21 protein-coding genes are annotated in these 25,360 nt (G+C 66.9%); 5 read left to right on the top strand and 16 right to left on the bottom strand.

Annotated features, from left to right (window positions below):
* Positions 1 to 27: 27 nt before the first annotated feature.
* The 6 genes from QW863_RS33750 to QW863_RS33725 all read right to left on the bottom strand — a co-directional run bounded on the left by QW863_RS33750 (position 28) and on the right by QW863_RS33725 (position 6,869).
* Positions 28 to 1,059: an L-idonate 5-dehydrogenase gene (locus tag QW863_RS33750; RefSeq protein WP_315718192.1), complete on the bottom strand. Its 1,032-nt coding sequence runs from the start codon at positions 1,057 to 1,059 to the stop codon at positions 28 to 30.
* A 33-nt stretch (positions 1,060 to 1,092) separates the two neighbouring features.
* Positions 1,093 to 1,860: a glucose 1-dehydrogenase gene (locus tag QW863_RS33745; protein ID WP_315718191.1), complete on the bottom strand. Its 768-nt coding sequence runs from the start codon at positions 1,858 to 1,860 to the stop codon at positions 1,093 to 1,095.
* 83 nt (positions 1,861 to 1,943) lie between these two features.
* The gene (uxuA, locus tag QW863_RS33740) at positions 1,944 to 3,140 is read right to left on the bottom strand and encodes a mannonate dehydratase (RefSeq protein ID WP_315718190.1); all 1,197 of its coding nucleotides are present in this window, start codon (positions 3,138 to 3,140) and stop codon (positions 1,944 to 1,946) included.
* A 33-nt stretch (positions 3,141 to 3,173) separates the two neighbouring features.
* Entirely contained in the window at positions 3,174 to 3,899 is a 726-nt protein-coding gene (locus QW863_RS33735; RefSeq protein WP_315718189.1) for a GntR family transcriptional regulator, read from the bottom strand.
* 18 nt (positions 3,900 to 3,917) lie between these two features.
* Entirely contained in the window at positions 3,918 to 5,780 is a 1,863-nt protein-coding gene (locus QW863_RS33730) for a TRAP transporter large permease subunit (protein WP_315718187.1), read from the bottom strand.
* A gap of 72 nt (positions 5,781 to 5,852) precedes the next feature.
* Entirely contained in the window at positions 5,853 to 6,869 is a 1,017-nt protein-coding gene (locus QW863_RS33725) for a TRAP transporter substrate-binding protein (protein WP_315750324.1), read from the bottom strand.
* A gap of 170 nt (positions 6,870 to 7,039) precedes the next feature.
* Here QW863_RS33725 and QW863_RS33720 point away from each other — a divergent pair, with 170 nt between their 5' ends.
* From QW863_RS33720 to QW863_RS33710, 3 genes are read left to right on the top strand one after another with little or no spacing between them, the layout of a single operon-like run.
* On the top strand, positions 7,040 to 8,050 hold the full coding sequence (locus QW863_RS33720; protein ID WP_315718184.1) for a Zn-dependent oxidoreductase: 1,011 nt from the start codon (positions 7,040 to 7,042) through the stop codon (positions 8,048 to 8,050).
* A gap of 14 nt (positions 8,051 to 8,064) precedes the next feature.
* Positions 8,065 to 9,546: a mannitol dehydrogenase family protein gene (locus QW863_RS33715; RefSeq protein ID WP_315718182.1), complete on the top strand. Its 1,482-nt coding sequence runs from the start codon at positions 8,065 to 8,067 to the stop codon at positions 9,544 to 9,546.
* A gap of 58 nt (positions 9,547 to 9,604) precedes the next feature.
* Positions 9,605 to 10,417 (top strand): TonB family protein, encoded by an 813-nt coding sequence (locus tag QW863_RS33710; RefSeq protein WP_315718180.1) that lies wholly within the window; start codon positions 9,605 to 9,607, stop codon positions 10,415 to 10,417.
* A 24-nt stretch (positions 10,418 to 10,441) separates the two neighbouring features.
* Here QW863_RS33710 and QW863_RS33705 read toward each other — a convergent pair whose 3' ends face one another.
* The 6 genes from QW863_RS33705 to QW863_RS33680 all read right to left on the bottom strand — a co-directional run bounded on the left by QW863_RS33705 (position 10,442) and on the right by QW863_RS33680 (position 18,762).
* Entirely contained in the window at positions 10,442 to 11,857 is a 1,416-nt protein-coding gene (locus QW863_RS33705) for an FAD-binding oxidoreductase (RefSeq protein WP_315718179.1), read from the bottom strand.
* A gap of 120 nt (positions 11,858 to 11,977) precedes the next feature.
* The gene (gene nikE / locus QW863_RS33700; RefSeq protein WP_315718178.1) at positions 11,978 to 13,639 is read right to left on the bottom strand and encodes an ABC transporter ATP-binding protein; all 1,662 of its coding nucleotides are present in this window, start codon (positions 13,637 to 13,639) and stop codon (positions 11,978 to 11,980) included.
* Between the two features lie 46 nt (positions 13,640 to 13,685).
* A complete protein-coding gene (locus QW863_RS33695; RefSeq protein ID WP_315718177.1) occupies positions 13,686 to 14,546 on the bottom strand; it encodes an ABC transporter permease in 861 nt (286 codons plus the stop codon).
* Between the two features lie 2 nt (positions 14,547 to 14,548).
* Positions 14,549 to 15,580: an ABC transporter permease gene (locus QW863_RS33690; RefSeq protein WP_315718176.1), complete on the bottom strand. Its 1,032-nt coding sequence runs from the start codon at positions 15,578 to 15,580 to the stop codon at positions 14,549 to 14,551.
* Between the two features lie 18 nt (positions 15,581 to 15,598).
* Positions 15,599 to 17,218, bottom strand: coding sequence for an ABC transporter substrate-binding protein (locus tag QW863_RS33685; protein WP_315718175.1), 1,620 nt, complete (start codon positions 17,216 to 17,218; stop codon positions 15,599 to 15,601).
* Positions 17,219 to 17,346: 128 nt separating this feature from the next.
* Positions 17,347 to 18,762, bottom strand: coding sequence for an NAD(P)/FAD-dependent oxidoreductase (locus tag QW863_RS33680; protein WP_315718174.1), 1,416 nt, complete (start codon positions 18,760 to 18,762; stop codon positions 17,347 to 17,349).
* A 254-nt stretch (positions 18,763 to 19,016) separates the two neighbouring features.
* Here QW863_RS33680 and QW863_RS33675 point away from each other — a divergent pair, with 254 nt between their 5' ends.
* Positions 19,017 to 19,868, top strand: coding sequence for a LysR family transcriptional regulator (locus QW863_RS33675; RefSeq protein ID WP_315718173.1), 852 nt, complete (start codon positions 19,017 to 19,019; stop codon positions 19,866 to 19,868).
* Between the two features lies 1 nt (position 19,869).
* Here QW863_RS33675 and QW863_RS33670 read toward each other — a convergent pair whose 3' ends face one another.
* The 3 genes from QW863_RS33670 to hydA all read right to left on the bottom strand — a co-directional run bounded on the left by QW863_RS33670 (position 19,870) and on the right by hydA (position 23,272).
* Positions 19,870 to 20,631 (bottom strand): SDR family oxidoreductase, encoded by a 762-nt coding sequence (locus QW863_RS33670; RefSeq protein ID WP_315718172.1) that lies wholly within the window; start codon positions 20,629 to 20,631, stop codon positions 19,870 to 19,872.
* 1 nt (position 20,632) lies between these two features.
* Positions 20,633 to 21,604: an NAD(P)-dependent oxidoreductase gene (locus QW863_RS33665; protein WP_315718171.1), complete on the bottom strand. Its 972-nt coding sequence runs from the start codon at positions 21,602 to 21,604 to the stop codon at positions 20,633 to 20,635.
* A gap of 198 nt (positions 21,605 to 21,802) precedes the next feature.
* Positions 21,803 to 23,272: a dihydropyrimidinase gene (gene hydA / locus QW863_RS33660; protein WP_315718170.1), complete on the bottom strand. Its 1,470-nt coding sequence runs from the start codon at positions 23,270 to 23,272 to the stop codon at positions 21,803 to 21,805.
* Positions 23,273 to 23,400: 128 nt separating this feature from the next.
* Here hydA and QW863_RS33655 point away from each other — a divergent pair, with 128 nt between their 5' ends.
* Complete coding sequence (locus QW863_RS33655; protein WP_315718169.1) at positions 23,401 to 24,060, top strand: aspartate/glutamate racemase family protein; 660 nt, start codon at positions 23,401 to 23,403, stop codon at positions 24,058 to 24,060.
* A 256-nt stretch (positions 24,061 to 24,316) separates the two neighbouring features.
* Here QW863_RS33655 and QW863_RS33650 read toward each other — a convergent pair whose 3' ends face one another.
* Positions 24,317 to 25,243: an N-carbamoyl-D-amino-acid hydrolase gene (locus QW863_RS33650; protein WP_315718167.1), complete on the bottom strand. Its 927-nt coding sequence runs from the start codon at positions 25,241 to 25,243 to the stop codon at positions 24,317 to 24,319.
* Positions 25,244 to 25,360 lie beyond the last annotated feature (117 nt).

Genomic DNA, 25,360 nt, shown 5'->3' with positions numbered 1-25,360 from the left:
CGACTTTCATCGGCGTCAATCCATCCATCAAAACGTCAAATGAACCTTCATCGACCGGCCTCGATCGCTGGCGAGCTCGAAGGCGGCGACCGCCTGCTCGAATGGCAGCGCAGCCGAGATCAGCGGCTTGACGTCCAGCAGCCCCTCGCCCATCAGCCGCAGCGCCAGCTCGAATTCGCGGTCGAACCGGAACGTGCCGCGCAATTGCAGCTCCTTCGTGACCAGCGTGTTGACCGGCAAGGTCATCTCGCCGCCGAGCCCAAGCTGGACGATGACGCCGCCGGGCCTCATGACGTCGAGCGCCGCCCGCAGGGCGGCCTGGTTGCCGGAGGCCTCGAACAGCACGTCGAACGTGCCCTTCCCGCTCCGCCACGGATCGAGCGCCGACGGCTCCGCCCCGACATTGAACGCATGGCTGGCGCCGAGCGTGCGCGCCATCGCAAGCGGCGCGTCGGCGACGTCGGTCGCCACGATCTCGGCTGCGCCGCCGTAACGCGCGACCAGGATCGACAGCGCTCCGATCGGGCCGCAGCCGGTCACCAGCACGCGCTTGCCGAGCAGCGAACCGGCCTGGTGCGCGGCATGCAGGCAGACCGACAGCGGCTCGGCCATCGCGGCCTCTCCCAGCGACAACGACGGCGCGATCGGCACCGCCTGCGAGGCATCCACGGTGACGAACTCGCGGAAGCCGCCCTGCACGTGGGGATCGCGCATCGCGCTGCCCATGAAGCGCATGTCCAGGCACTGGTTGCGCCGCCCCTCGCGGCAATAGGCGCACTTGCCGCACGGCAGGCTCGGATTGACGGCGACGCGCGTGCCCTCGGCGAGGCCGGTCACGCCGGCACCGACCGCGGCGACGTGGCCTGCGATCTCATGACCCAGCGCCATCGGCTGCTTGATGCGGACCGTGCCGAAGCCGCCGTGATGGTAGTAATGCAGATCCGAGCCGCAGATGCCGCCGGCCTCGATCTTGACCCGGACCTCGCCGGGTCCCGGCGCCGGATCGGGAAAGCTGTCGATGCGCAGATCTTTCGGCGCGTGAATGACGACCGCACGCATGGCCGGCCTCCCTGTCTCGTGTCTTCCGCGATCCTACATCGCCGCCAGCATGCCGCCATCGACATAGATGGTCTGGCCGTTGACATAGGTCGACGCGTCGGAGGCCAGGAAGATCGCGGTGCCGACCAGTTCGTCGGGACGACCCCAGCGCTTCGCCGGGACGCGCGACATCAGCCAGTTGTTGAAGTCGGGGTTGCTCATCAGCGCCTGGTTCATGTCGGTCAGCATGTAGCCGGGACCGATCGCATTGGCCTGGATGCCGTGCGCGGCCCATTCGACGGCCATCGCGCGGGTCAGGTTGCGGATGCCGCCCTTGGCCGTGGTGTAGGGCCCGATCGTCGGCCTTGCCAGCTCGCTGCCGAGCGAGCCGATGTTGATGATCTTGCCGCTGTTGCGCGGAATCATCCGCTTGGCGGCCTCGCGCCCGATCACGAACGCGCTGGTGAGGTTGGTCTCGATGACGCGGCGCCACTCGTCGGTGGTGAACTCGACCAGCGGCTTGCGGTGCTGGATGCCGGCATTGTTGACGAGGATGTCGATCGCGATCCCCTGGTCATCGAAACGCGCGAAGGCGCTGACCACCGCCTGCTCATCGGTCACGTCGAACGGGCAGGCCTCGGCCTGATGGCCCGCGGCGCGGAATTCTTCCGCCGCCGCCAGCGTGCGCGCCGGGTCGATGCCGTTGATGACGAGCCGCGCCCCGGCCTTGGCAAAGCCTTCGGCAATGGCGCGGCCGAGGCCGCGGGAGGAGCCGGTCACCAACGCGGTCTTGCCGGAGAGATCGAAGAGTGAGGTCGACATCTGTTCAACTCGTGGACGACGTTCCGGCGGGCATCCTCGTTGACGGACAGCGCGCTGACAAGCGCGTTATCCTGCCCTGCCGATCAAACCGGGAGACGGTTAATGGCCGCGACGGCGGTCATCACCCCGCGGATCTCGGCGAGGCCCTTGAGCCGGCCAACCAGCGGATAGCCGGGATGCGTGCCGCGGCCGATGTCGTCGACCAGCTCATGACCGTGATCGGGGCGGAACGGGATCCGCCAGTCCGGATCGCCCTCGGCCTTGCGGCGCGCCTGCTCCTTGAGCAGCGTCGTCACGATCGCAACCATGTCGACATCGCCGCGCAGATGCTCGGCCTCCATGAACGAGCCGTCGAGCATCTTGGTGACGTTGCGCAGATGGACGAAGCGGATGTGCGGGGCGAACCGCTCGGCAAGCCGCGGCACGTTGTTGTGGCCGCCAGCGCCGAGCGCGCCGGTGCAGAACGTGATGCCATTGGCCTTCGACGGGGCGGCATCGACGATGAACTGCAGATCCTCGGCTGACGACACCACGCGCGGCAGGCCGAACAGGTCGCGCGGCGGATCGTCGGGATGGACGCACAGGCTGACACCGCACTCCTCCGCCACCGGCACCACCTCGCGCAGGAAGCGCGCGTAGTTGGCACGCAGCTCGGCATGGCCGATGCCGCGATATTTCTCCAGCATGCGGCGCAGGCCGGGCACGTCATAGCGGTCATAGGCGCCGGGCAACCCGGCCATGATGGTCGCGAGCAGCCGGTCCTTGTCGGCTTCGGAGGCCTGCGCCACCCAGGCTCTGGCGCGGTCGAGCACGTCGGAGGAGAATTCCGCCTCGGCGCCGGGCCGCTGCAGGATGTAGCAGTCGAACGCCGCCAGGCGATCCATGTCGAAGCGGAGCGCGGTGGCGCCGCCCGGCAGGCGGAAGGCGAGCTCGGTGCGGGTCCAGTCCAGCACCGCCATGAAATTGTAGCAGACGGTAGTGACGCCGCAGGCGGCGAGGTTGCGCAGCGACTGGCGGTAGTTGTCGAACAAGGACGTCAGATCGCCCTCGCCCAGCTTGATGGCCTCGGAGACCGGCAGGCTCTCGACCACGCTCCAGCGCAGCCGCAGCGATGAATCGCCTTCGATCAAGCCGATGCGCCTGATGATCTCATCGGTGCTCCACACCACGCCGTAGGGAATGTGATGCAGCGCCGTCACGATGCCGGTCGCGCCGGTCTGGCGAACCTGCGGCAAGGTGATGGGATCATCGGGTCCGAACCAGCGCCACGTCTGTTCCATGTCGTCACCTTCCAGAATGAATCAAGCGCGCGATCAGCGCCGCCGCCGTGCCCGCGTGCGCGGTTCGGCCTGCGACATCTCCTCCTGCCGGGCAAAGATGCCGTCAGCGCGGCGAAACACCTCGCGCAGATGCCGGCGCATCGCCGCGACCGCCTGGGCCTCGTTGCAGGCGGCCAGCCCGTCCAGGATCTCCTGATGCTGCGCGATCAGGAGCGGAATATGGCCGGCGTCCTCGATCAAGGTCAGATGGCGGACGCGGTCGAAATGGATCTTGGTCTGACGGATCACCTGCCAGACATGGGGATGCCGGCTGGTGCGGGCGATCGTCTGATGGAACGCCTCGTCATGGACGTAGAACTCCGCCGGCGTCGCCGCCGCCTTCTGCTTGTCGATCAGCTCGGTCAGCTCGCGCAGCGCCGTCGCATCGATGTAGCGGACGGCCTCGGCAACCAGCGCACATTCGAGATGCTCGCGGATGAACTGCGCCTCGCCGAACGCCTCGCGCGACACCGGCGCCACCACGCTGCCGCTTTGCGGATAGATGCGCACGAGGTCTACATCGGCGAGCTTGATCAGCGCCTCGCGCACCGGCGTGCGGCTGACGCCGAGCCGCTCGCACAGATCGAGTTCGGCCATCGGCGTGCCCGGCGGCAGCGCGCCGGAGACGATGTCCTCGAGCAGCCGCTCGTAGACCTGGTCGGCGAGCCGCCGGCCGGCCTTGCCGTCCAGTCGTGTCAGCGGTGTCAGATCGTCATCCATGACGGCAGTCTACCCGATTCACAGGAAGCCGATCGAGATCCATGGCAGGAACACGATCAAGAGCAGCGCAACGACGAGTGCGGCGAGATGCGGCCAGACGTGGCGGATGACCTCGTCCGGCGAGGCGCGGCCGATGGCGCAAGCGAGATAGAAGCCGACGCCGAAAGGCGGCGTGAACAGGCCGAGACCCATCGCGAACACCGCGATGATGGCGTAGTGCACCTCGTGCACGCCCATCATGCGCGCGATCGGGAACAGCAGCGGCCCGAACAGCACCACCGCCGGCACGCCCTCGAGCACGCTGCCGAGCACGACGAAGGCGAGCGCCGAAATCAGCAGGAAGCCCCAGCGGCCGCCGGGCACAGCCACCATGAGGTCCACGAGCTGCTGCGAGAAGCCGGACTGGGTCAGCGCCCAGGCCATGCCGGTCGCAGCCCCCACCACCAGCAGGATCGCGCCGGACAGCGACGCCGTATCGACCAGGATGGGATACACCCGCTTCCAGTCGAACTGGCGATAGACGAAGATGCCGACCAGCACGGTGTAGATGACGCCGATCGCCGCGACCTCGGTCGCGGTGGCGACGCCCTCGACCACAGCCGAACGGATCACGATCGGCAGACCGAGACCGGGAATAGAGATCGCAAACAGCCGCAGCCGCGTCTTGGCATCGAAACGCTGCGCGCCGCTCATGTCCTCCTTGCGCGTCTGCAGGAAGACGACGACGGAGAGTGCGATCAGGCCGACCACCGCCGGCAGCAGCCCGCCGGTGAACAGCGCCGCGATCGACACGCCCGTCACCGATCCGACCGTGATCAGCACGATCGAGGGCGGGATCGTTTCCGACATAACGGCCGAGGCCGACAGCAGCGACACCAGGTCGCCTTCCGAGCTGCCGCGCTGCTTCATCTCGGGAAAAAGCGCCGGCGCGACCGCGGCCATGTCGGCCGCCTTGGCGCCGGAGATGCCGGAGACCAGGTACATCGCGCCGAGCAGCACATATTGCAGGCCGCCGCGCAGATGGCCGATGAGCGAAACCAGGAACAGGATCATCGCCCGCGCCAGCCCGGCGATCTCGATCAGCGCACCCAGCAGCACGAACATCGGCACCGCCAGCAGCACCATGTGCGACATGCCCTCGCTGACCCGGCCAGGAACGATCAGGACCGGCACGGTCGTGCTGAAATGCAGATAGGCCACGGTGGCGAGCAGGAAGGTGAAGGCGATCGGCGTGCCGATCACCATGGCGCTGGCGACGAGCACAAAGAAGAAGATGAACAGATTGTAGTTGCCGAGATCCTCCAGCACAGGTGCGGCCGCATAGAGCGCCCCTGCACCGGCGAGCACCAGGGCCAGAGCGCCGACGATCTGCATGAGGCTCGCCTGCTGGATCAGCCGGTCGACCGCGGTGAGCAGCATCAGCAGCACGCCGACCAGCATCGCGGCCTCGCGATAGCCTTCGCTGATCTCGAGCACGGGCATCTGGCTGATCAGGTGGCTTTCGAGGTGGTGCCAGGACGGCATCACCAGCGCGACCAGCACGGTGCAGACCAGCATCAGGCCGAGCGCGTCGGTGCGCGCCCGCCACGCCGGCGACAGATTGCGGACGAAGGCGGTGAGCCGCATGTGCTCGGCGCGTCGCAATGCGACGACGGCGCCGAGCATCGCCAGCCACACGAACAGCACGGTGGCGAGTTCGTCGGACCAGATCAGCGGAGCATTGAACACGTAGCGCGCGGCCGTGGCCGCACCGAGCAGGACCAATTCGGCGACCACGATCGCGGCGGCCAGCGCCTCGACGGCGCGGCCTAGCAGATGATCGAAACGCGCAAAGGCACCATGCGACGGCACCGAGGTCGTCGCGGTCATGTCAACGGCCATTCCACCCTCCCCGCAAGATCCTGCTGATGTCCGCGCATGCGGACATGCATCAGGGATGCAACGGCAGCTCGCTCAGAGCTGGCCGACCGATTTCTCCAGCAGGCCCCACGCCTCGGCGCCGAACTTGGTCTTCCACTCGGTGTAGAAGCCGGCGGTGCGCAGCGCGTCGCGGAACGGCTTGGTGTCGACCTTGTTGAAGGTCACGCCGGCGGACTGCATGTCCGCCTGCGCCTTCTCGTTGAAGCTCTGGATGTCCTGGCGCTCCTTGACGGCGGCCTCCGACAGCGCCGCGGTGATGGCGTCACGGACGTCGGCAGGCATGACATTCCAGCGCGCTGCATTGGCGAAGATGTAGTGGCCGTCCCAGATATGGCCTGATAGCGCGATGTACTTCTGCACCTCGTAGAGCTTGGCGCTCTGGATCAGCGCCAGCGGATTCTCCTGGCCGTCGACGATGCGGGTCTGCAGGGCCGCATAGAGCTCGCCGAAATTGATCGGCGTCGGCGCCGCGCCGAGCGTCTTGAACAGCGTCACCCACAACGGATTGCCGGGCACGCGGATCTTGAAGCCCTTGAGATCGTCGGGCGAGGCGATCGGCTTGGCGCCGGAGGTGATGTTGCGATAGCCATTGTCGAGGCATTTCGGGAGCACGTGCAGGCCGACCTTGGCGAACTCGCCGCGCACATGGTTGCCGAGATCGCCGTCCATCGCCGACCACACCTGGTCGTAACTCTCGAACGCGAACGCCACCGCATTGATCCCGCCGATCGGCACCACCGTCTGGTTCACACCTGACGTCGACATGAAGTCGAGCGCGCCGCTGCGCACCTGCGAGAACATGTCGGGCTCGCTGCCGAGCTGGCTGTTCGGATAGACCTGCAGGTCGACCAGACCATTGGTCTGCTTCTTGATGACCTCCGACGCCTCGATGATCCGGACGACGCCGGGATGGGTGGCGGGAAACGCCGTGCCGTAGCGCAGGCGATACTTCGCCGACTGCGCCCGGGCGGGCGTGAACGCCAAGGCCGAGGCTCCCGCGAGCGCGGTGCCGACGAAACTGCGACGAGACATGGATGTGGGCAAAGACACTGGCAAACCTCCCCTGCCGGCCCGCTGCGGGGCCTTTGTATGTCATTCCTGTATGCTAAGCCTATAAGGGATACCAAATATGCTTTCAATCAAAAACTTGTATCCAAGATTTGGGATTGCTATACGACGGCAGCTCGCGGTCGAAATGGGCGAGAAGGATGGAGGAGCGCGTGAAGAGCCTCGTGGTGGAGCGGCCCGGCCGCCTGTCGATCGAAACGCGCCCGGTTCCCGAGCCTTCGGCAGGCGAGGTCCGCATCAAGGTCGAGCGCGCCGGGATCTGCGGCTCCGACATCCACATCCTCCACGGCAGCAACCCGTTCGCGCGCTATCCGCGCGTGATCGGCCATGAATTCTTCGGCCGCATCGACAAGCTCGGCGACGGTGTCAGCGCACGGCTCGGCGCCCGCGTGGTGGTCGATCCCGTGGTGGCCTGCGGCCAATGCTATCCCTGCTCGGTCGGCCGCCCCAACGTGTGCGCCCATCTCGCCGTGCTCGGCGTCCACCGCGACGGCGGCTTTTCCGAATATGCCTGCGTGCCGGCGGCCAACGCGCATCTGCTGCCGGACAGCGTCGACGACGACAAGGCGCCGCTGGTCGAGCCGTTCTCGATCGCCGCCAACATCACCGACCACACCAGCGTGTTCGCCTCTGACGTGGCGCTGGTCTATGGCGCGGGCCCGATCGGCCTGACCGTGATCCAGGTGCTCAAGCACGTCTACGGCGTGAAGCAGCTGATCGTCACCGATCGCATCGATGCCCGGCTCGAAGCGGCGCGGCACAACGGCGCCGACCGCGTCATCAACACCGCCAGCACCGCCCTGCCCGAGGCCCTCGCCGCGGCCGATGTGACGCCGACCTTGATCATCGATGCCGCCTGCCATCCCGCCATTCTCGCCGAGGCCATCGAGATCGCCTCGCCTGCGGCACGCATCGGTCTGCTCGGCTTCTCGGCCGAGCCGTCGACCATCGTGCAGCAGAAGGTGACCGCCAAGGAGCTCGCGATCCACGCTTCCAGGCTCAACAGCGGCAAGTTCGCCAAGGTCGTCGACTGGTTCGCGCGCGGCACGCTGCAACCCGAGCGTCTGATCACCCACCGCTTCGGGCTCGACGCCTACGCCGCCGCATTCGAGACGTTCGAGCACAACCAGACCGAATGCTGCAAAGTGCAGCTGATCTTCTGACGAGCCGATACGCCATGGACCGCCTCGGCCCCTCAACGCTCCACCGCCTGCCCGCCGGCATCCTCAGGCCGGACTACGACCGCGCGGCGGTCGCAACCGGCATCGTCCATCTCGGGCTCGGCGCGTTTCATCGGGGCCATCAGGCGCTCTATACCGACACGTTGCTCAAGGACGATCCGCGCTGGGGCATCCTCGGCGTCTCCCTGCGCTCGCCCGACACCCGCGATGCGCTGGCGCCGCAAGGCGGGCTCTACAGCGTGACGGCGAGCGACGGTGCCGGACATCAGCGGCGCGTCATCGGCGCGCTCACCGGCCTCGCCGTGGCGCCGGAAGATCCCGCGGGCCTGCTCGCGCGCCTCGCCGATCCCCGCGTGCGCATCGTCTCCACCACCGTGACCGAGAAGGGCTACAGCCACGATCCGGCGACCGGCGCGCTGCGCGCCGACGATCCCGACATCCGTCACGACAGCCTCAATGTCGGCCACCCCCGCAGCACGCTCGGCGTCATCACAGGCGGCTTGCAGCTGCGACGGCAACAGGGGCTGCCGCCCTTCGCCGTGCTCGCCTGCGACAACCTTCCGGCCAACGGCCATACCTTGCGCGGCCTCGTCATCGCCTTCGCCGAACTGATCGACCGCGATCTCGCGGCATGGATCGCGGACAAGGTCCGCTTTCCCTCGACCATGGTCGACCGCATCGTGCCGGCGACCACCGATGCCGACCGCGCTGAGATCGGCGCCGCGCTCGGGCTCGACGATGCCTGGCCTGTCGTGACCGAGCCGTTCAGTCAATGGGTGATCGAGGACGATTTCGGCGGCGACCGTCCGGCGTGGGACCAGAGCGGCGCCCAGTTCGTCCGCGACGTCGCGCCGTTCGAGCTGATGAAGCTCCGGTTGCTCAACGGCGCGCACTCCACCATCGCCTATCTCGGCTATCTCATGGGCTGCGAGACGGTTGCCGCGGCCATGGCCGAGCCCGACCTCGCCGGGCTCGTCGAGGACATGATGTGCGACGAGGTCACGCCGACTCTGCCCGCGCTCGGCGGCTTCGACGTGACAGCCTATCGCGCCGCACTGCTGCAACGCTTCCGCAATCCGGCGCTGAAGCATCTGACAGCGCAGATCGCGATGGACGGCTCGCAGAAGCTGCCGCAGCGCCTGCTCGGCACCATCAGCGACCGGCTCGCCCGCGGCCAGCCGATCACCCGCCTCGCGCTCGCCGTCGCCGGGTGGATGCGCTACGTCAACGGCACCGACGAACACCGCCAGCCGATCGCGCTGCGCGACCCGCTGGCGGCCAGACTGCGGGCCCTGGCGGATGACGCCGGCCCGGTTGCGGGCCGGCTTGCGCCTGCATTGTTGTCGGTCACATCGGTGTTCGGCACCGAGCTGCCGAACGATCCTCGCTTCACAGATGCCGTGGAAACCGCGCTGGAAAGCCTGCTGAAGACAGGAACTCGGATCACGGTGGCGCAGACTCGCCGGACCGCGCGCTGATCCTGACCTGGTCGCCGAAGACGGACTGTCGACCAGGATCTACGGACGAAAGCGAGCCATGTCTGCCCGCTTAATCCCTCACGACACCAACCAACGAGCAAGCTACATTGATCCGCAGAAGAATGAGCGGGCTTCAATGCGATACTTCGGTCTTGGTCTCCTGATCCTGATTTCGATATCCGCGGCAGCGCTTGCAGACGAAGCCGCGTTCAAGCGTCAGCTCTACCGGCATCTCATGGCAAATTCCTGGGCGATCCCAGAACGATTGAGAACCAAGACAGTTCACGTGGGAGTTGTCTTTTCGATCGATCGGGACGGCAAGATCTTGAACGCGACGATTGACCAGAGCTCCGGCTCGGCCGACGACGATGCAGACGTTCTCGCAGGGCTGCGGCGCATGCGACCATTTCCGCCCGTCCCGGACGACCTGAACGTGCCGTTCGAGATCAAGACGACGTTCAATCTGGGCATGCAGAAGCGCATCGCCCATGTAGAGCTGCAATGGCCTCCAACCTCCGACACGTCCGGCCCCGAGATCTCCTATCGCAGCGAGGTCCAACACCAGTTGCGGATCGGTCCGCTCGTCCTGTCCGACGATGTCAAGAACGCCACCGAGATCCGCTCGATCATCACCTTTTCGATCGATCGCGACGGAAACCTCATCGACGTGAAAATGACCAAGACTTTTGGCGTGAAAGCCGTCGACGATCAGACGATCGCTTGGCTCCGGTCGGTCCAACCTTTCCCAAAGATCCCGGCAGAGCTCAGGGCGCCGATGAAACTGACAGCTGAGCTGGTCATCTCTCCCAAGGGAATCTGGAACGACGAAGAGACCCGTCGAAAGGTCAACGGCGTCTGCCGGGGCTGCTGACCAGAACGTCGTGGAGAGTTTGCCTCACGTACCCGGCAGCAGCTTGCCCGGGTTCATCAGCCCATGCGGATCGAGCGTGCGCTTGAGCTGTTGCATCAGCTCTAGCTCGAGCGGCGGCTTGCACAGCGGCATCTCGGATGTACGGAGCTGGCCGATGCCGTGCTCGGCGCTGATCGAGCCGCGGCGGCGGGTGATCTCGTCATGCACGAGGCGTGTGATGCGCGGGCCGTGGGCGTAGAACGCGTCCTCGGTCATCGCCAGCGGACGCATCAGATTGTAGTGCAGATTGCCGTCGCCGAGATGGCCGAATACCATCGGGCGGATGCCGGGCAGCGCCGCGCCGACCGCCGCGTCCATGACGTCGACGAAATCGGCGATCTCGGCGACCGGCACGGCGATGTCGTGCTTCAACGCCTTGCCCTCGCGCACCAGCGCCTCCGACACGCTCTCGCGCACGCGCCAGAATGCCTTCGCCTGCGTGCCGTCCTGCGCGACGACGGCGTCGGCGACGAGGCCCTGCGCCATCGCCTCCCCCAGCGCGGTTTCAAACCGCGTGGTCAGCGCGCGCTCGTCGCCGATGTCGCTGAGCTCGATCAGCACGGCGGCCTCAGGCAGCGCCGCGAAGGGCAGCCGCGTGTCCGGCATCTGCCGCAGGATCATCTCCAGCGTCGCCGCGGTCAGGAACTCGAACGCCGACAGGCGATCGCCGCAATGGGCGCGTGACAGCCGCAGCAGCTCCAGCGCGGCGGCCGCATCGGCGAGCGCGACGAAGGCCGTGGCGCGCGCGGTCGGCTGCGGAAACAGTTTCAGCACCGCGCCAGTGATGATGCCGAGCGTGCCTTCCGAGCCGATGAAGAGATCGCGCAGCGCATAGCCGGTGTTGTCCTTGCGAAGGCTGCGCAGCCCGTCCCAGATGCGGCCATCCGGCAGCACCACTTCGAGCCCGAGAGTCAGCTCGCGCATCACGCCATACCTTAACACGGCGACGCCGCCGGCGTTGGCCGCGAGATTGCCGCCGACGGTGCAGCTCCCCTCGGACCCGAGGCTGAGTGGAAACAGCAGGCCGGCCGCGCCGGCGGCCTCCTGCACCTTCGCCAGCACGACGCCGGCATCGACCACCATGGTCTGGCCGATGGGATCGAGCGCGCGGACGCGGTTCATCCGCGCCAGCGACAGCACGATCGCTCCGCCGCTCGCATCGGGTGTCGCGCCGCCGGACAGGCTCGTGTGGCCGCCCTGCGGCACCACGGCGACGCGGGCCTCGGCGCAGGCCGCCATGACCGCGGCGACCTCTGCCGTCGACGCAGGACGCACGACGGCGATGGCAGCGCCACGATACTTGCCCAGCCAGTCGCGCAGATACGGCGCCTGATCTTCGGCTGCGACGAGAACATGCGCTGCGCCGACGGCGCTCTGCAGCCTTTCGATCAGCACCGTCATGACGCGCGATCCAACCCTTTGATGACCTGAGATGGCGATGCGCACAAACTAGCAGCTCCGCCGATCGCGGCCCCAATACCAAGTTGTCCGCCATCCATAATCGATTGTTATGGGTGAGGATCAGGCCGGTGCCAGCGCCATCGGCGGGTCGATATGCGGAACGGCATCGACCAGCTCGCGCGTGTAGTCGGTCTGCGGATTGGCGAACAGCGCCCGGCTCTCGCCCTGCTCGATGATGAGGCCTGTGCGCAGCACGATGGTGCGGTCGCACATCATGCGCACGACATTGAGATCGTGGCTGACGAACAGAAAGGCGAGGTTGTCCTCGCGCCGAAGCCGGTTCAGGAGCTGCAGCACCACGGCCTGCACGGAGACGTCGAGCGCCGCGGTCGGCTCGTCCAGCACCAGCAGACGCGGCCGGCAGGCGATGGCGCGGGCGATTCCGACGCGCGCCTTCTGCCCGCCAGAGAGCTGATGCGGAAAGCGCGACAGCAGCTCGCGCGGCAGGCCGACACGCTCGGCGCACTCCTCGACCCGCCGGCGCAGTCTGTCGCCTGAGCGCATGTTCATCAGTCGCAGCAGCGGATGGGCGATGCAGTCGAACGCCGTGTAGCGCGGATTGAGGCTGTCGTTCGGATCCTGGAAGACGATCTGGATGTCCTTGCGCAGCTCGGAACGGTGGAAGTCGCGCGCCGGGATCTGGCCGATCGACTGGCCGTCGAACAGGATCTCGCCGGCGCTGGCATCGATCAGCCGGCAGATCATGCGCGACGTCGTGCTCTTGCCGGAACCACTCTCGCCGACCAGGCCGACGCTCTCGCCGCCGCGCATGGTCATCGAGAAGTCCGCGACGCCCACGGTGCCGTCGTCGAAACGCTTGCTGACAGTCCTGACGTCGAGCAGCAGCGGCGTGCCGTGCGGCGGGGGCGGCAGCTCCGTCACCGCGACCAACGGAATGCGCTCGCCGTCCGGCACCAGATCCTCAATGCGCGAGGTCGCCGTCGGCGACGCCGCGACCAGCCGTTTGGTGTAGGGGTGCTGCGGCCGATGGAACAGCGTGAGCGGCTCGGCCTCCTCGACCAGCCTGCCCTGCTCCATCACCACGACGCGCGCGCAGTAGCGCGCGGCCAGCCCGAGATCATGCGTGATCAGGATCGTCGCCATGCCGCGGTCGGCGGCGATATGAGCGAGCAGGTCCATCACCACCTTCTGCGTGGTGACGTCGAGGCCGGTGGTCGGCTCGTCCGCGATCAGCAGCTGCGGGCTGCAGGAGATCGCGATCGCGATCATCACCCGCTGGCACATGCCGCCGGAGAGCTCATGCGGATAGGCGCTCATGCGCCGCTCGGGATCGCGGATCTGCACGGCCTTCAAGAGTTGCAGCGCCTCGGCCTGCGCCTCCTGCCGCGACAGCCGTCTATGCGCAAGGATCGCATCCGCAATCTGCTGGCCGACGGTGCGGATGGGATTGAGCGCCGCGCGGGGGTTCTGGAAGATCATCGCCATCGCAGCACCATGCAGGCTGCGCAGATCGGCGCCGCCGGCGCGGGTGATGTCCTGGCCCTTGAAGCGGATCCGGCCGCCGGTGATGCGGCCGGCCTTGTCGAGCAGATGGGTGATGGCAAAGCCGGTCACCGATTTGCCGGAGCCGCTCTCGCCGACGAGGCCAAGCATCTCACCCGGTGCGAGCGACAGGGACACGCCGCGCACGGCCTCGACGATACCACGGCGGGTGGAGAAGGAGACCTTGAGGTTCTCGACCTCGAGCAGCGGTGCGCTCACGTTCTCATCCTCGGATGCGCCACGCTGATCATCTTCAATTCGCCCGTCATGTGCGCATCCGGGGATCGAGGATATCGCGCAGGCCGTCGCCGAGCAGATTGAAGCACAGCACCGCGCTCATCAGCGCAAGTCCGGGAAACGCCACCAGCCACCAGCGCCCCGTGGAGATGAAGCGGGCGCCCTCGGCGACCATGATGCCCCATTCCGGCGTCGGCGGCTTGACGCCGAGGCCGATGAAGGAGAGGCCCGCGGCATTGAGGATCGCCCAGCCGAGATTGAGCGACATCTGCACCGCCATCGCCGGCAGCACGTTCGGCAACAGGAAGCGCAGCACGACAGCGACATGGCTCTCGCCGCAGGCACGCGCGGCCTCGACCCAGCCGAGGTTGCGGCGGATGTTCACCTCGGCGCGGGCGAAGCGGATGTAGAACGGCAGATTGATGATCGCGGTCGCGATCACGATGTTCTCGACCCGGTTGCCGAGTGCGGCGACCATCGCCATCGCCAGCACGAACAGCGGGAACGCCATCAGCACGTCGACGAAGCGGCCGACCGCCTTGTCGAGCCGGCCGCCGGCATAGCCGCAGAGCGCGCCGACGACCGAGCCGATCGCGAAGGACACAGCAACCGCCGTCACCGCGATCGTGAGGTCGAGCCGGCTCGCGACGATCAGGCGGCTGAGCACATCGCGACCGAGCTGGTCGGTGCCGAACCAGTGCGCCGCGCTCGGCGGCTGCAGCGCCTGCGGTACGTCGGAGACGACCGGATCATAGGGCGCGAGCCACGGCGCAAAGATCGCGATCAGCGCCAGCAGCAGCGCACCGCCAGCCGCGACGGCGGTGACCGGATTGCCGCGCAGCACGAAGGCAGTGTGGCGCAGGGTCGACGAGGCCTCGATCGTGCTCATGCTCACGCCACCGTCGCCCTGGGATCGGCGATGCCATAGAGTACATCGACCAGCAGATTGACGATCACGAAGATCGTCGCCATCAGCAGCACGAAGCCCTGCACCGGCGCGTAGTCGGAGACCAGCAGCGCATCGAGCGCGTAGGAGGCGACGCCGGGCCAGGAGAACACCTTCTCCACCAGCACATTGGCGCCGAGCATGGTCGAGAACACGATCCCGGCGATGGTGATGACCGGCAGGATCGCGTTCCTCAGCGCATAGGTGACGACGATGCGCCACCACGACAGCCCGACCGAGCGCGCCGTACGCACGAAGTCGCTGCCGAGCGACACCAGCATCGAGGCGCGGGTGATCCGCGCCAGCGGCGCGATCACGAACAGCGCCATGGTCAGTGCCGGCAGCATCAGCTGCCGGGCCGCCGCCCACCAGCCCTCGACATCGCCGGCGAGCAGGAAGTCGATGATCAGGAAGCCGGTCCGCGACGGCGGCAGCGTGGCGAAGATATCGATGCGGCCCGTGGGGTCCGGCGCCAGGCCGAGCAGATAATAGAACACGTAGATCAGCAGCAGACCGGAGACGAAGGTCGGAACGCAGACGCCGAGCGAGCAGAACAGCCGCACGCCGTGATCGACCAGCGAGCCCGGCCGCAGCGCAGCCAGCACGCCGAGCGGCACCGCCGACACCAGCGCGATCAGCAGCGCCGTCAGGGTCAATTCGAGCGAGGCCGGCAGCCGCTCCTTGAGATCCTTGGCGACCGCCTGCCCGGTCATCATCGAGCGGCCGAGATTGCCGCGGCCGACGTCGTAGAGATAGATCGCGAGCTGGTTCGGCAGCGGCTTGTCGAGCCCGAGCTGCCGGCGGATGACCTCGATCTCCTCCTGGCCGGCATTGGGGCCGGAGGCAAAGAACACGGCCGGATCCCCCGGCAGCACGCGCATCAGCAGGAAGGTGAAGACCAGGACCCCGAACAGCGCCGGCAGCGACGAGACGAAGCGTCGTCCCGCCCGAGCCAAGGTTGCGCCGATCGTGCCCATGGTTATCAGCCGTCCCCGTTACTTGCGACTCAGGTTACGATAATCGACCTGCCGCGTGAACTGGTAGACGTAGCCGTCCACCGTGGGCTGCATCACCGCGTCCTGCGCCGCCTGCCAGATCGGGATCTGGAACATCTGGTCGAAATGGATGGCGTTGAGCGCCTTGCCCTGCTCCTCATATTTCGCCTTGTCGGCCTCAAAGCGCGCCTCCTGCGCGATCTTCTCCAGCTCGGCATTGTCAGTCGAGGAATAATTCCAGCGCTGCTTGCCCGTGTAGAAGTTGCGATAGAAATAGTCGGTCGAGGGCAGCCAGGCGACGATGCCTTCGGTGAAAAACGGCAGCTTCTTCTCGTTGATCGCGGTCGACATCTGCGCATCCGGCAGCTTCTGGATGTCCACCTTGATGCCGATCTTGGCGAGCGATTCCTTGACCAGCGCGGCCATCGGCTCGGCGGTCGCCGCCTGGCCGACATTGAAGCTGAAGGTGGTGGAGAAGCCGTCCGCCATGCCGGCGTCCTTCAGATAGGCCTTGGCCTTCTCCAGATCGAGCTTGATCGGCTGCGGGATCGGATAGCCGCCGCTCGGCGGCTTGCCGTCGGCCCACGTCGCGCCGTAGAGCGGCGCGCCGCGGCCGAACAAGGCCGCCTTGAACATGTCGTCATAGGGCAGCGCGTAGGCGATGGCGCGACGCACATCGGCGTTGTCGAACGGCGGGATGGCGTTGTTCATCGAGATGAAGGTCACCGCGTTGTATTGCGGCGTCGAGATCACCTTCAGCTTGCCCTTGCCTTCGAGCGACTGCACGTCGCTCGCCTGCAGGTCGATGACGAGGTCGGCGTCGCCGCGCTCCACGAGGTTGGCGCGCGTCGCCGGTTCAGGCACCGACTGGATGATCAGGCGCTTGAACGCCGCCGGCTTGTCCGGCGTGCCGCGATTCCAGGCCTCGTTGCGCTTGGCGATCACCTGCTCGCCGGGCTTGAAGCTCTCGACGATGTAGGCGCCGCTGCCGGCCGCGTTCTCCTTGGTCCAGTTCAGCGCCCATGGGTCTTCGGCCGTCGCATGCGCCTTGGCGAGCTTGGAGTTGATGATGATCGGATAGACGGTCGCGAGATTCGGCAGCGCCAGCTTGTCCGGCTTCGGCAAGGTCACTTCGAACGTCAGGGGATCAATGACCTTGAACTGATCGGCCGACGTCAGCGAGCCCGTCAGCAGTTGCGCCTTGCCGAGGATTGGCGCGGTGACGCAGCGGTCGAGCGACCATTTGACGTCCTCGGCCGTCACCGGCGAGCCGTCCTGGAACTTGGCGTCGGGGCGCAGCTTGAAGGTGATCTTCAAACCGTCAGAGCTGACCTGATAGGATTCAGCGAGCTCGCCGGTGATCGTGTCGAGATCGAACACCCACTTACCATTGAGCTGCTTGCGACCGAACGACACCAGCCGGTCGTAGCTCGACATCGACAGCGCGAAGGCCTCGCGCGTCGAGCCCGGAATGTTCGGATCGAGCGTGTTGACGGTGGCACCGGTGACATAGCGCAGAGTCTCGGCGCGGCTCTGCGCATGCGCCGATGGCGCAGCCAGCATCACCGCGAGCAAGGCGGTCACAGCGAACAACGAACGTTTGGACATCTCGAAACTCATCGCCCTTGTTCCCTCATTGGTCTCAAAATCCGGGACTGAAATACCCTGCCAGCGGTCACCGGCGACGCAAGCACATCAGATGGAAGCGCATCAGATGGGAGCGCATCAGATGGGAGTTCAGCAGCAAATCACGTGCCACGGCGCACCTCGGCCTGCTTCACATCGTAGGCCTGGAAGTTGGCCCAATGCTTGTCGATGTCGGCCTTGAACAGCCCGCGCGTCAGCCCATGCACGAGCTTCGGCACCGCGGTGGTCATTGCATTGATGGAAGATCCCGACGCGCCGAAGCTCATCGTCGAGGCAATGGCAAACACATGGACGTCGCGGATCCACGGCGTCCGGCCAGCCACACGCTCGCACAGCGCATAGTCCTCGGCGAGATAGGGAAAGGCGCCAAGCCGGTCGTTGCGCTCGCCGGCATCGGGCGTGTAGCGATCGCACCAACGCGCGATGTTGGCGGCAAAGCGCTGCAGCTCCGGACGCTTTGCGAAGTCCATCGAGATGCCCGTCGCGCTGACCACGAAATCGACTGTGACTTCGCCTTGCGGTGTCCGCAGCACGACTCCCTCTGACGTTTCGCACGCGATCAGCACAGGCGCGCCCTCATGCAGGTGGAACGCAGCATGACGGGCGCAGCGATCATAGGTGTGCTGCGGAAAGCCCTCGCGCAACTCGAGGACCGCGCGCATGAAACGCCAGCGCCAGACGTCGTCGAGTTCGGAGAAATGCCGCAGGAAACCACGGAACGTCAGCCAGCGATAGGGTTGGATCAGTTGGATTTCCGCGCGGCGGCATAGCAGATCGACGCTGTTCGCACCGGATTCGAGCGCAGCCGCCGCATTGTCGAACGCCGAGGCACCGGCCCCGATCACGGCGACGCGGCGGCCGCGCAAGCTGTCGAAATCGATCTCGGCGCCGGAATGGGCGCAGCGCGTTGCGGGCAAATGGCGCAGCGGCTCCGGAATGCTCCAATCGCCCATCCCCTCCTGCCCGGTCGCCAGCACGATCTTGCGGGCATAGATCGTCGTCTCACCATCCTTGCTGCGCACTGTCGCCTGCAGCAGTCCGTCAGCGGCCGGTGCGATATCGACGACTTCGCAGCCGTTGCGCACGGGAAGGTCGAGCACCTCGCGATACCAGGCGAGATAGTCTGCCCAATATTCGCGCGGAATCAGATCAAGATTGCGCCAGCTCTCGCCGCCAAACTTCGCCTCGTGCCACGCCTGATAGGTCAGACAGGGGATGTCGAGATCGGGTCCGGTGAAGTCCTTCGGGCTGCGCAGGGTCGGCATGCGCGCATAGCTGAGCCACGGTCCTTCGCGGCCTGCCTCGGCTTTGTCGAGCACGAGAACGTTGCTGACGCGCGAGCGCAGCAGCGCGAAGGCGGTGGCAAGACCCGATTGGCCGCCGCCGACGATCAGCACATCGCGCGCAGGCCGGCCATCGGGACCGACGACGGGCATCAGCCATGGCATGCTGGGATGGGCGATCCTGGCAAGATCGCCACGGACCTGGGCCGTCAGCGCGGCGAGGCCATCGCTCATGCCGGGCACCGGAATTGACACGCGCAATCGCGATCGAAACGCTCGCTGTCGCTCACGCTCTCTCCATCAGTCATGTCACCCGGCACGCGAAGCTTAGCAAAGCAGGTCCGGCACCGACCATACCGATTTGTCCGCCGCCCATAACAGCTTGTTATGGGGCGGCAGCGGCGGCTAGAGTCGACAGCCATCCACAGCGAGACAAGAGGTCGCATGCCGCTCAATCTGCGCCAGATCGAGGGTTCCGCGCGATTATGATGACGGGCTCGATCAGCGGCGCTGCGCGGCTGCTCTCGGTGTCGCAGCCCGCGATCAGCCGGCTGCTGGCCTATACCGAGGATGGCCTCAAGCTCAAGCTGTTCGAGCGCATCAGCGGCCGGGTGCAGCCGACGCCGGAGGCCAAGCGGTTGTTCGCGGAGGTCGAGCACGTCCATCGCGGCGTCGCGCGCGTCAACGACCTCGCCGACGAGCTGCGCGCCGGCGGCACGGGCACCATCCGCGTGGTGGCGAGCCCGAGCGCGGCCCACAGCATGGTGCCGGAGGCGCTGGCGCGGCTGCGCGGCCGCTTTCCAGATCTGCGCGTCGAGTTCGAATCGTTGACCCTGCTGGAGATCGTCAGCCGCGTCGGCACAGCCCGCGCCGATCTCGGCATCACTGTGCTGCCGGTCGACGAGCCGACAGTCGCGGTCGAGACGATCGCGGAGGGCGCGCTGCACGTGATCATGCCGGCCGACCATGCCCTGACGAGGCTGCGCAGCATCAGGCCGAAGGACATGCTGCCCTATCCGCTGGTCGGCTTCGGCCCGCAGACGCCTTATGGTCACATCGTCACGTCGGCCCTGGCCGGCGGCCCGGAGCCGACCACGATCGTGCGCTACACGCCCGACGCCTGCGCCATGGCCCGCGCCGGCGCGGGCCTTGCCGTGGTCGACCAATTCGTGCTGCGCGGCCGCGCCTGGCCCGACCTCGCGGCACGGCCACTCGCACCGAAGATTCCGATGCGCGCGTATCTCCTGACGCCTCGCTTCGAGCCGCTGTCTCGCAACGCGGCCGCGCTTGCGGACATTTTGCGCGGGCGCGATCGGAAGTCCGGCACGGCCAGGCGTTGAGCTACGCCGCGAGCCAGCCGCCATCCACCGGCAGCACGATGCCGGTCGTGAACGACGCCTCGTCGCTGGCCAGGAACAGCGCGGCGGCCGCGACCTCGTCGGCCGCGCCAAAGCGCTTCATCGCGTGTCGCTGGCGCGAGGCCTCGCGCACCGGCTCCGGATCGACGTGGCGCGCAAAGCTCCGGCGCAGCAGCGGCGTGTCGATCGCACCCGGCGCCAGCGCATTGACGCGGATGCCGTCGGTAGCGAAGTCGACCGCCATGGTGCGGGTCAGGCTGATGATCGCGCCCTTGGCGGCGATATAGGCGCTATTGCCTTTGCCGCCGGCGACCGCAAGCTGCGATGCCACGGTGATGATCGACCCGGCCTTCTGCTTCTGCATGATCGGCACCGCGACCTTCGCCCACAGCCAGGTGCCGCCGACATTGGCGCGGAACACCGCGTCCCAATCCATGGGATCGGTCGTGACCACGGTGCCGCCGCAGGAGAAGCCGGCAGCGGTCATCAGCACATCCAGCCGGCCGCGCGCGGCTGCCACGCTCTCGACCGTCGCCTTTGCAAAATCCGCATCGCCGACATCGCCCACATACACGCGGCCCTCGCCTCCGGCCTTGGCCAGGAGCAACAGGGTTTCCTCCGCGCCTGCCGCGTCGCGGTCGACCAGCGCAACATAAGCGCCCTCGCGCGCGAACATGACGGCGCTGGCGCGGCCGATGCCGGAGCCGCCGCCGGTGATGACCGCGACCTTCGCCTTGAGCCTCATCTCAGTCTCTCCCGTACTGATCGAACCAGCGGCCGAAATGCTCGGCCGATGCCGCGCAGTCGAAGCGCGCGCGCCAGCCGAACTCCTCGGCCAGTCGCGTCGTCGACAGCCGGCCGCGGTTCGGCGCGAACACCGTCACCGTCGGCGTCTCGCCCTGCTCCGCGAGCCGGCAGACGAAGCCGGGGCGGCCTTGCGCGAAGGCGCGGCCCCAGGCCTCGGCTGTAAACGTGGCTGCGATGGAGATGTTGTAGAGCGTGTGCTGCGGCCTCTCGGCTTCCAGCAACCGGTAGACGGCGTCGGCGACGTCGACCGCATAGACCCAGTCCTTGTCGCCCGGCTCGTTCAGCAGCGCCGGCGCATTGCGCGCGCAACAGGCCGCGATCAGCGCCTGCGGCGATGGCGTGTCGCGCACGCCGCCGCCGCGCTCGAACGGGCCGAACACGGCCGACAGACGCACGCTGATCACGTCGGTTTGCCACAGGTCCGACAGCCGCGCCGCGACGCGCTCAGAGGCGAACTTGCTGATCGCATAGAGCGACACCGGCTCGCACGGCGTGCTCTCCTCCAGCACGGCAAAGCGCTGACCGCTGGCGCCGTAGGACGCCGCCGAGGACAGGTTGATGACGCGGCGGATGCCGCTGCGCCGCGCCGCCTGCAGGATCGGCACCTGCGCCAGCAGATTGACCGCGAGGATGCGCTCGGGGTCGGATGCGTCACGCTCCGGACCGGCGGTGATCGCGGCGCCCATGACAACGGCATCGCAGCCGCCGGCGATCGCGGCCGCAACAGCGCTCACATCGGTGACGTCGCCCTGCACGAGGTGCAGACGCTCGCGATACGGCGCAAAGGCGCGCTCCGCCGCGTTCGGCAGAGCCGCTGCGTCGAAGATCGTCGCGGCATGGCCGCGCTCGAGCAGCCCTTGCGCGATGTTGAGCCCGACGAAGCCGGCGCCGCCGAAGATCAGGACATGCATCAAGGAGGTCCTCGCCTGGACAGCGATCGACGAAGGGCATTCAGCTCTCGCCCCACGTCATGGCCTGGCGCCGTCCCGGCCATCCACGTCCGGCGGCATCCCGGGAAGCACGTGGATGCCCGGGTCGAGCCCGGGCATGACGGCGGAGAGCGGAGCGACCGCGTCAACATGATCAGCTACTCCAACAGCTCTTCGCGTCTAGAGCAGCTTCGCCCCAAAATTCTGCTCCGGGTCCATATCCGCGACCAGGCGCCCCGTCGGCTTCGCAGCCTCGCCGCCGCTGCGGGCGAGGAACTGGCCGGAGCCGGGCGCGGCCGACAGTCTGCCGTTGTCAATGATGACGCGGCCGCGCGACAGCACGGTCACCGGCCAGCCCTGCACGCTGCGCCCCGCAAACGGCGTGTAGCCGGCGAGATCGTGCATGGCGGCATCGCTGATCGTGACGTGCTTGTCCGGATCCCACAGCGCGATGTCGGCATCGGCGCCGATCGCGATCGCGCCCTTCCTCGGATGCAGATTGTAGATCTTGGCCGGCGCCGTCGCCGTGAGCTCGACGAATTTGTTGAGGCCGAGCCGGCCCTTCGACACCATCGCATCGAACAGCAGCGGCAGCCGCAACTCCAGGCCCGGCAGGCCGTTGGCGATCTGCTTGAAGTTGGGGGTGGGGCCGGCGCGCAGCTTGCCGGTCTCGTCGAAGCGATACGGCGCGTGATCGGAGGAGATGGTCTGCAAATCGCCGAGCGACAGCGCCTGCCACAGCGCCTCCTGGTCGGGCGCGCGGCGCGGCGGCGGGCTGCACATCCACTTCGCGCCCTCGATGCCGGGCTTGTCGAGATCCTCGGCCGTCATGAACAGGTACTGCGGACAGGTCTCCGCGAACACCTTCAGCCCCTGCCCGCGCGCATCCCGGATCACTTTCGCACCTTCCGCGGTCGAGACGTGGAAGATCATGATCGGCTGATCGACGAGGGCGGCCATGCCGATCAGGCGGTTGAACGCCTCGGCCTCGGAGAACCGCGCGTGGCTGATGGCGTGGTATTTCGGCGCGGTGTAGCCGCGCGACAGCAACCGCTTCACCATCCAGGAGAGGATGCCATGGTTCTCGGCGTGCGCGCACAGCATGGCGCCGCCCTCGCGCGCGGCGACGAGAATGTCGAGCAGCGGCTCGTCGTCGATCTTGAGCCGGTCGTAGGTCATGAAGATCTTGATCGAGCCGTGGCCCTGGCGGATCAGCGCCGGCAGGTCGCGCTCCAGCGTCTCCCTGGTCGGATCGGCGACGATCATGTGGAACGCGTAGTCGATCACGGCCCCCTTGCGCGCCAGCGCGTGATAGTCCTCGACCACCTGGGGCAACTGCATGCCGACATGCTGGGCCGCGAAGGAGATCACGGACGTGGTGCCACCGAACGCGGCCGACGTGGTGGCGCTCTCGAACGTGTCGGCATTGACGATCCCTGCCGCCGAGAGCTGCTCGATATGGCAATGGCTGTCGACGCCGCCGGGCAGCACATATTTGCCGCGCGCATCGATCTCCCGCCTGGCCCGGCCGAGGCCGCGGCCGATCGCCGCGATGGTCTCGCCTGTGATGGCGACATCGGCCTCGAACGTATCGGTGGTGGTGGCGACGCGCCCGCCTCGGATGATCAGGTCATAGGCCGGCTCGGTCATCGCGATCTCCTAGTTCTGCCAGATGGAACGCCGTGGACGCGAGGTGACCGCATCGGCCCCATTGCGTCAGCCGTGGCATAGTGGTTGCCTGTCACGCGCCGTCAACACTGAAGAAGCAGGTAGCTCCCATGTCCCGCCCGCGCATCACCGTGATCAATCCGAACTCCAACCAGGTGGTCACCGACGGCTTGGCGGCGGCGCTGCAGCCGCTGATGTTCGCCGACGGGCCGGAGATCGTCTGCGAGACCTTGAAGGAAGGTCCATACGGCATCGAGAGCCAGAAGGATGCCGACAGCGTCACCCTGCCACTGCGGCGTTTCGTCGAGGGCGACAACGCATCCAGCGCGTTCGTGATCGCCTGCTACAGCGACCCTGGCCTGCATGTCTGCCGCGAGGCCACGGCACGGCCGGTGCTCGGCATCGCCGAATGCGGCGTGCTCACCGCGCTGACCCGCGCCGATACGTTCGGCGTGCTCGCCATCGCGCAGCGCTCGATCCGCCGCCACATCCGCTATCTCCGCCAGATGGGCTTGATGGATCGGTTGGCCGCGGAGCGCCCGCTGGACATGACCGTGGCGGAGACGGCTTCAGGCGAAGGTACTTTGGCGAAGATGATTGCTGTCGGCCGCGCGCTGAAGGAGGAGGACGGCGCCGGTGCCATCGTCATGGGCTGCGCCGGCATGGCACGGCATCGCAAGAACCTGGAGGACGCGCTGGGAATTCCGGTGATCGATCCGACCCAGGCCGCAGTGACCATGGCGCTCGGCGCGGTGGCGTTTGCGGGGTGAGTGGTTCGCACATCCGTCGTTTGCCCCTGCACGGACCTGCCCGGCCGGCCATCTCACACTCCGCTGTCGTCCCGGCCTTGAGCCGGGACCCATAGCCGCCGGCCGACGTGAGGCAGGCAACTGTCAGCTCCGTTCCTCGATAGCTTCCGCGGTATGGGTCCCGGCGTTCGCCGGGACGACACTGTTTGTGTAGCGGCGCTCGTGCCTGACAATGCAACTGCTGATCAGCGTGGTCAGGCCCACTCTCTCTCCTGCCTCACTCCGGCGGCACCGCGCCGGTGCGGCTGGTGATCAGCCCGTAATGCTCCACGCGGCGATGCCTGGCGAAATCGAAGATCGTCTGCTTGCCGAAGCGCGTCGCATCCATGTCGCACGGCACCACGAGCACCTCGTCGCCTTCCGTCACCGCCTCCGCGACGATCTCGCCGTCGGGATTGACGATCAGGCTGCCGCCGATCAGGTGATGACCGTCCTCGACGCCGGCCTTCGCGACCGCGACGACCCAACACGAGTTGTGATAGGCGCCGGCCTGCGCGGAGAGCCGGTTGTGGAACAGGCGCTGCTGCAGTCCCTCGGCCGATTTCAATGAGTTCACCGACGGCGTGTTATAGCCGATCAGCACCAGCTCGACGTCCTGCAGCCCCATGACACGATAGGTCTCCGGCCAACGGCGATCGTTGCAGATCGCCATGCCGATAATGCCATCGAGACTGCGCCAGACGGGAAAGCCGAGATCGCCCGGCTCAAAATAGCGCTTCTCCAGATGCTGGTGGCTGCGCTCCGGCTCGAACTCCTCGTGGCCGGGCAGATGCACCTTGCGATACTTGCCGACGATGTTGCCGGCGCGGTCGGTGAGAACTGCCGTGTTGTAGTGGTGCCCGTCCGGTGTCAGCTCGGCATAGCCGAGATACATGGCCATCTGATGCTGCGCGGCGCGATCGAACAGCGGCTGCACGGCCGCATTGGGCATCTCGCTCTCGAACCAGCTGTCGACTTCGGCCTGATCCTCCATGTACCAGCGTGGAAAGAACGTGGTCAGCGCCAGCTCCGGATAGACGATCAGGTCGGCGTCCTTGCGCTTGGCCTCGTCCATCAGTGCGATCATGCGCGCGACGACCGCCTCGTGGCTGTCAGCGCGCTGAATCGGTCCCATCTGGGCGGCGGCGACGTTGATCACGCGCATTGCAGAACTCCTATCCGGACTCCGACGTCATTGCGAGCGAAGTGTTCAGCCCGGGGACATAGCTGACGGGTGTTCGGGGAGATGGTTGACACTTCAAAATCGGCTCGATTCGTCAAG

It is taken from the genome of Bradyrhizobium sp. SZCCHNR1017 (genome assembly GCF_032381375.1).
Classification (GTDB): Bacteria; Pseudomonadota; Alphaproteobacteria; order Rhizobiales; family Xanthobacteraceae; genus Bradyrhizobium.
The sequence above is the reverse complement of the archived record's forward strand: the minus strand, read 5'-3'. Positions and strand labels throughout refer to the sequence as shown.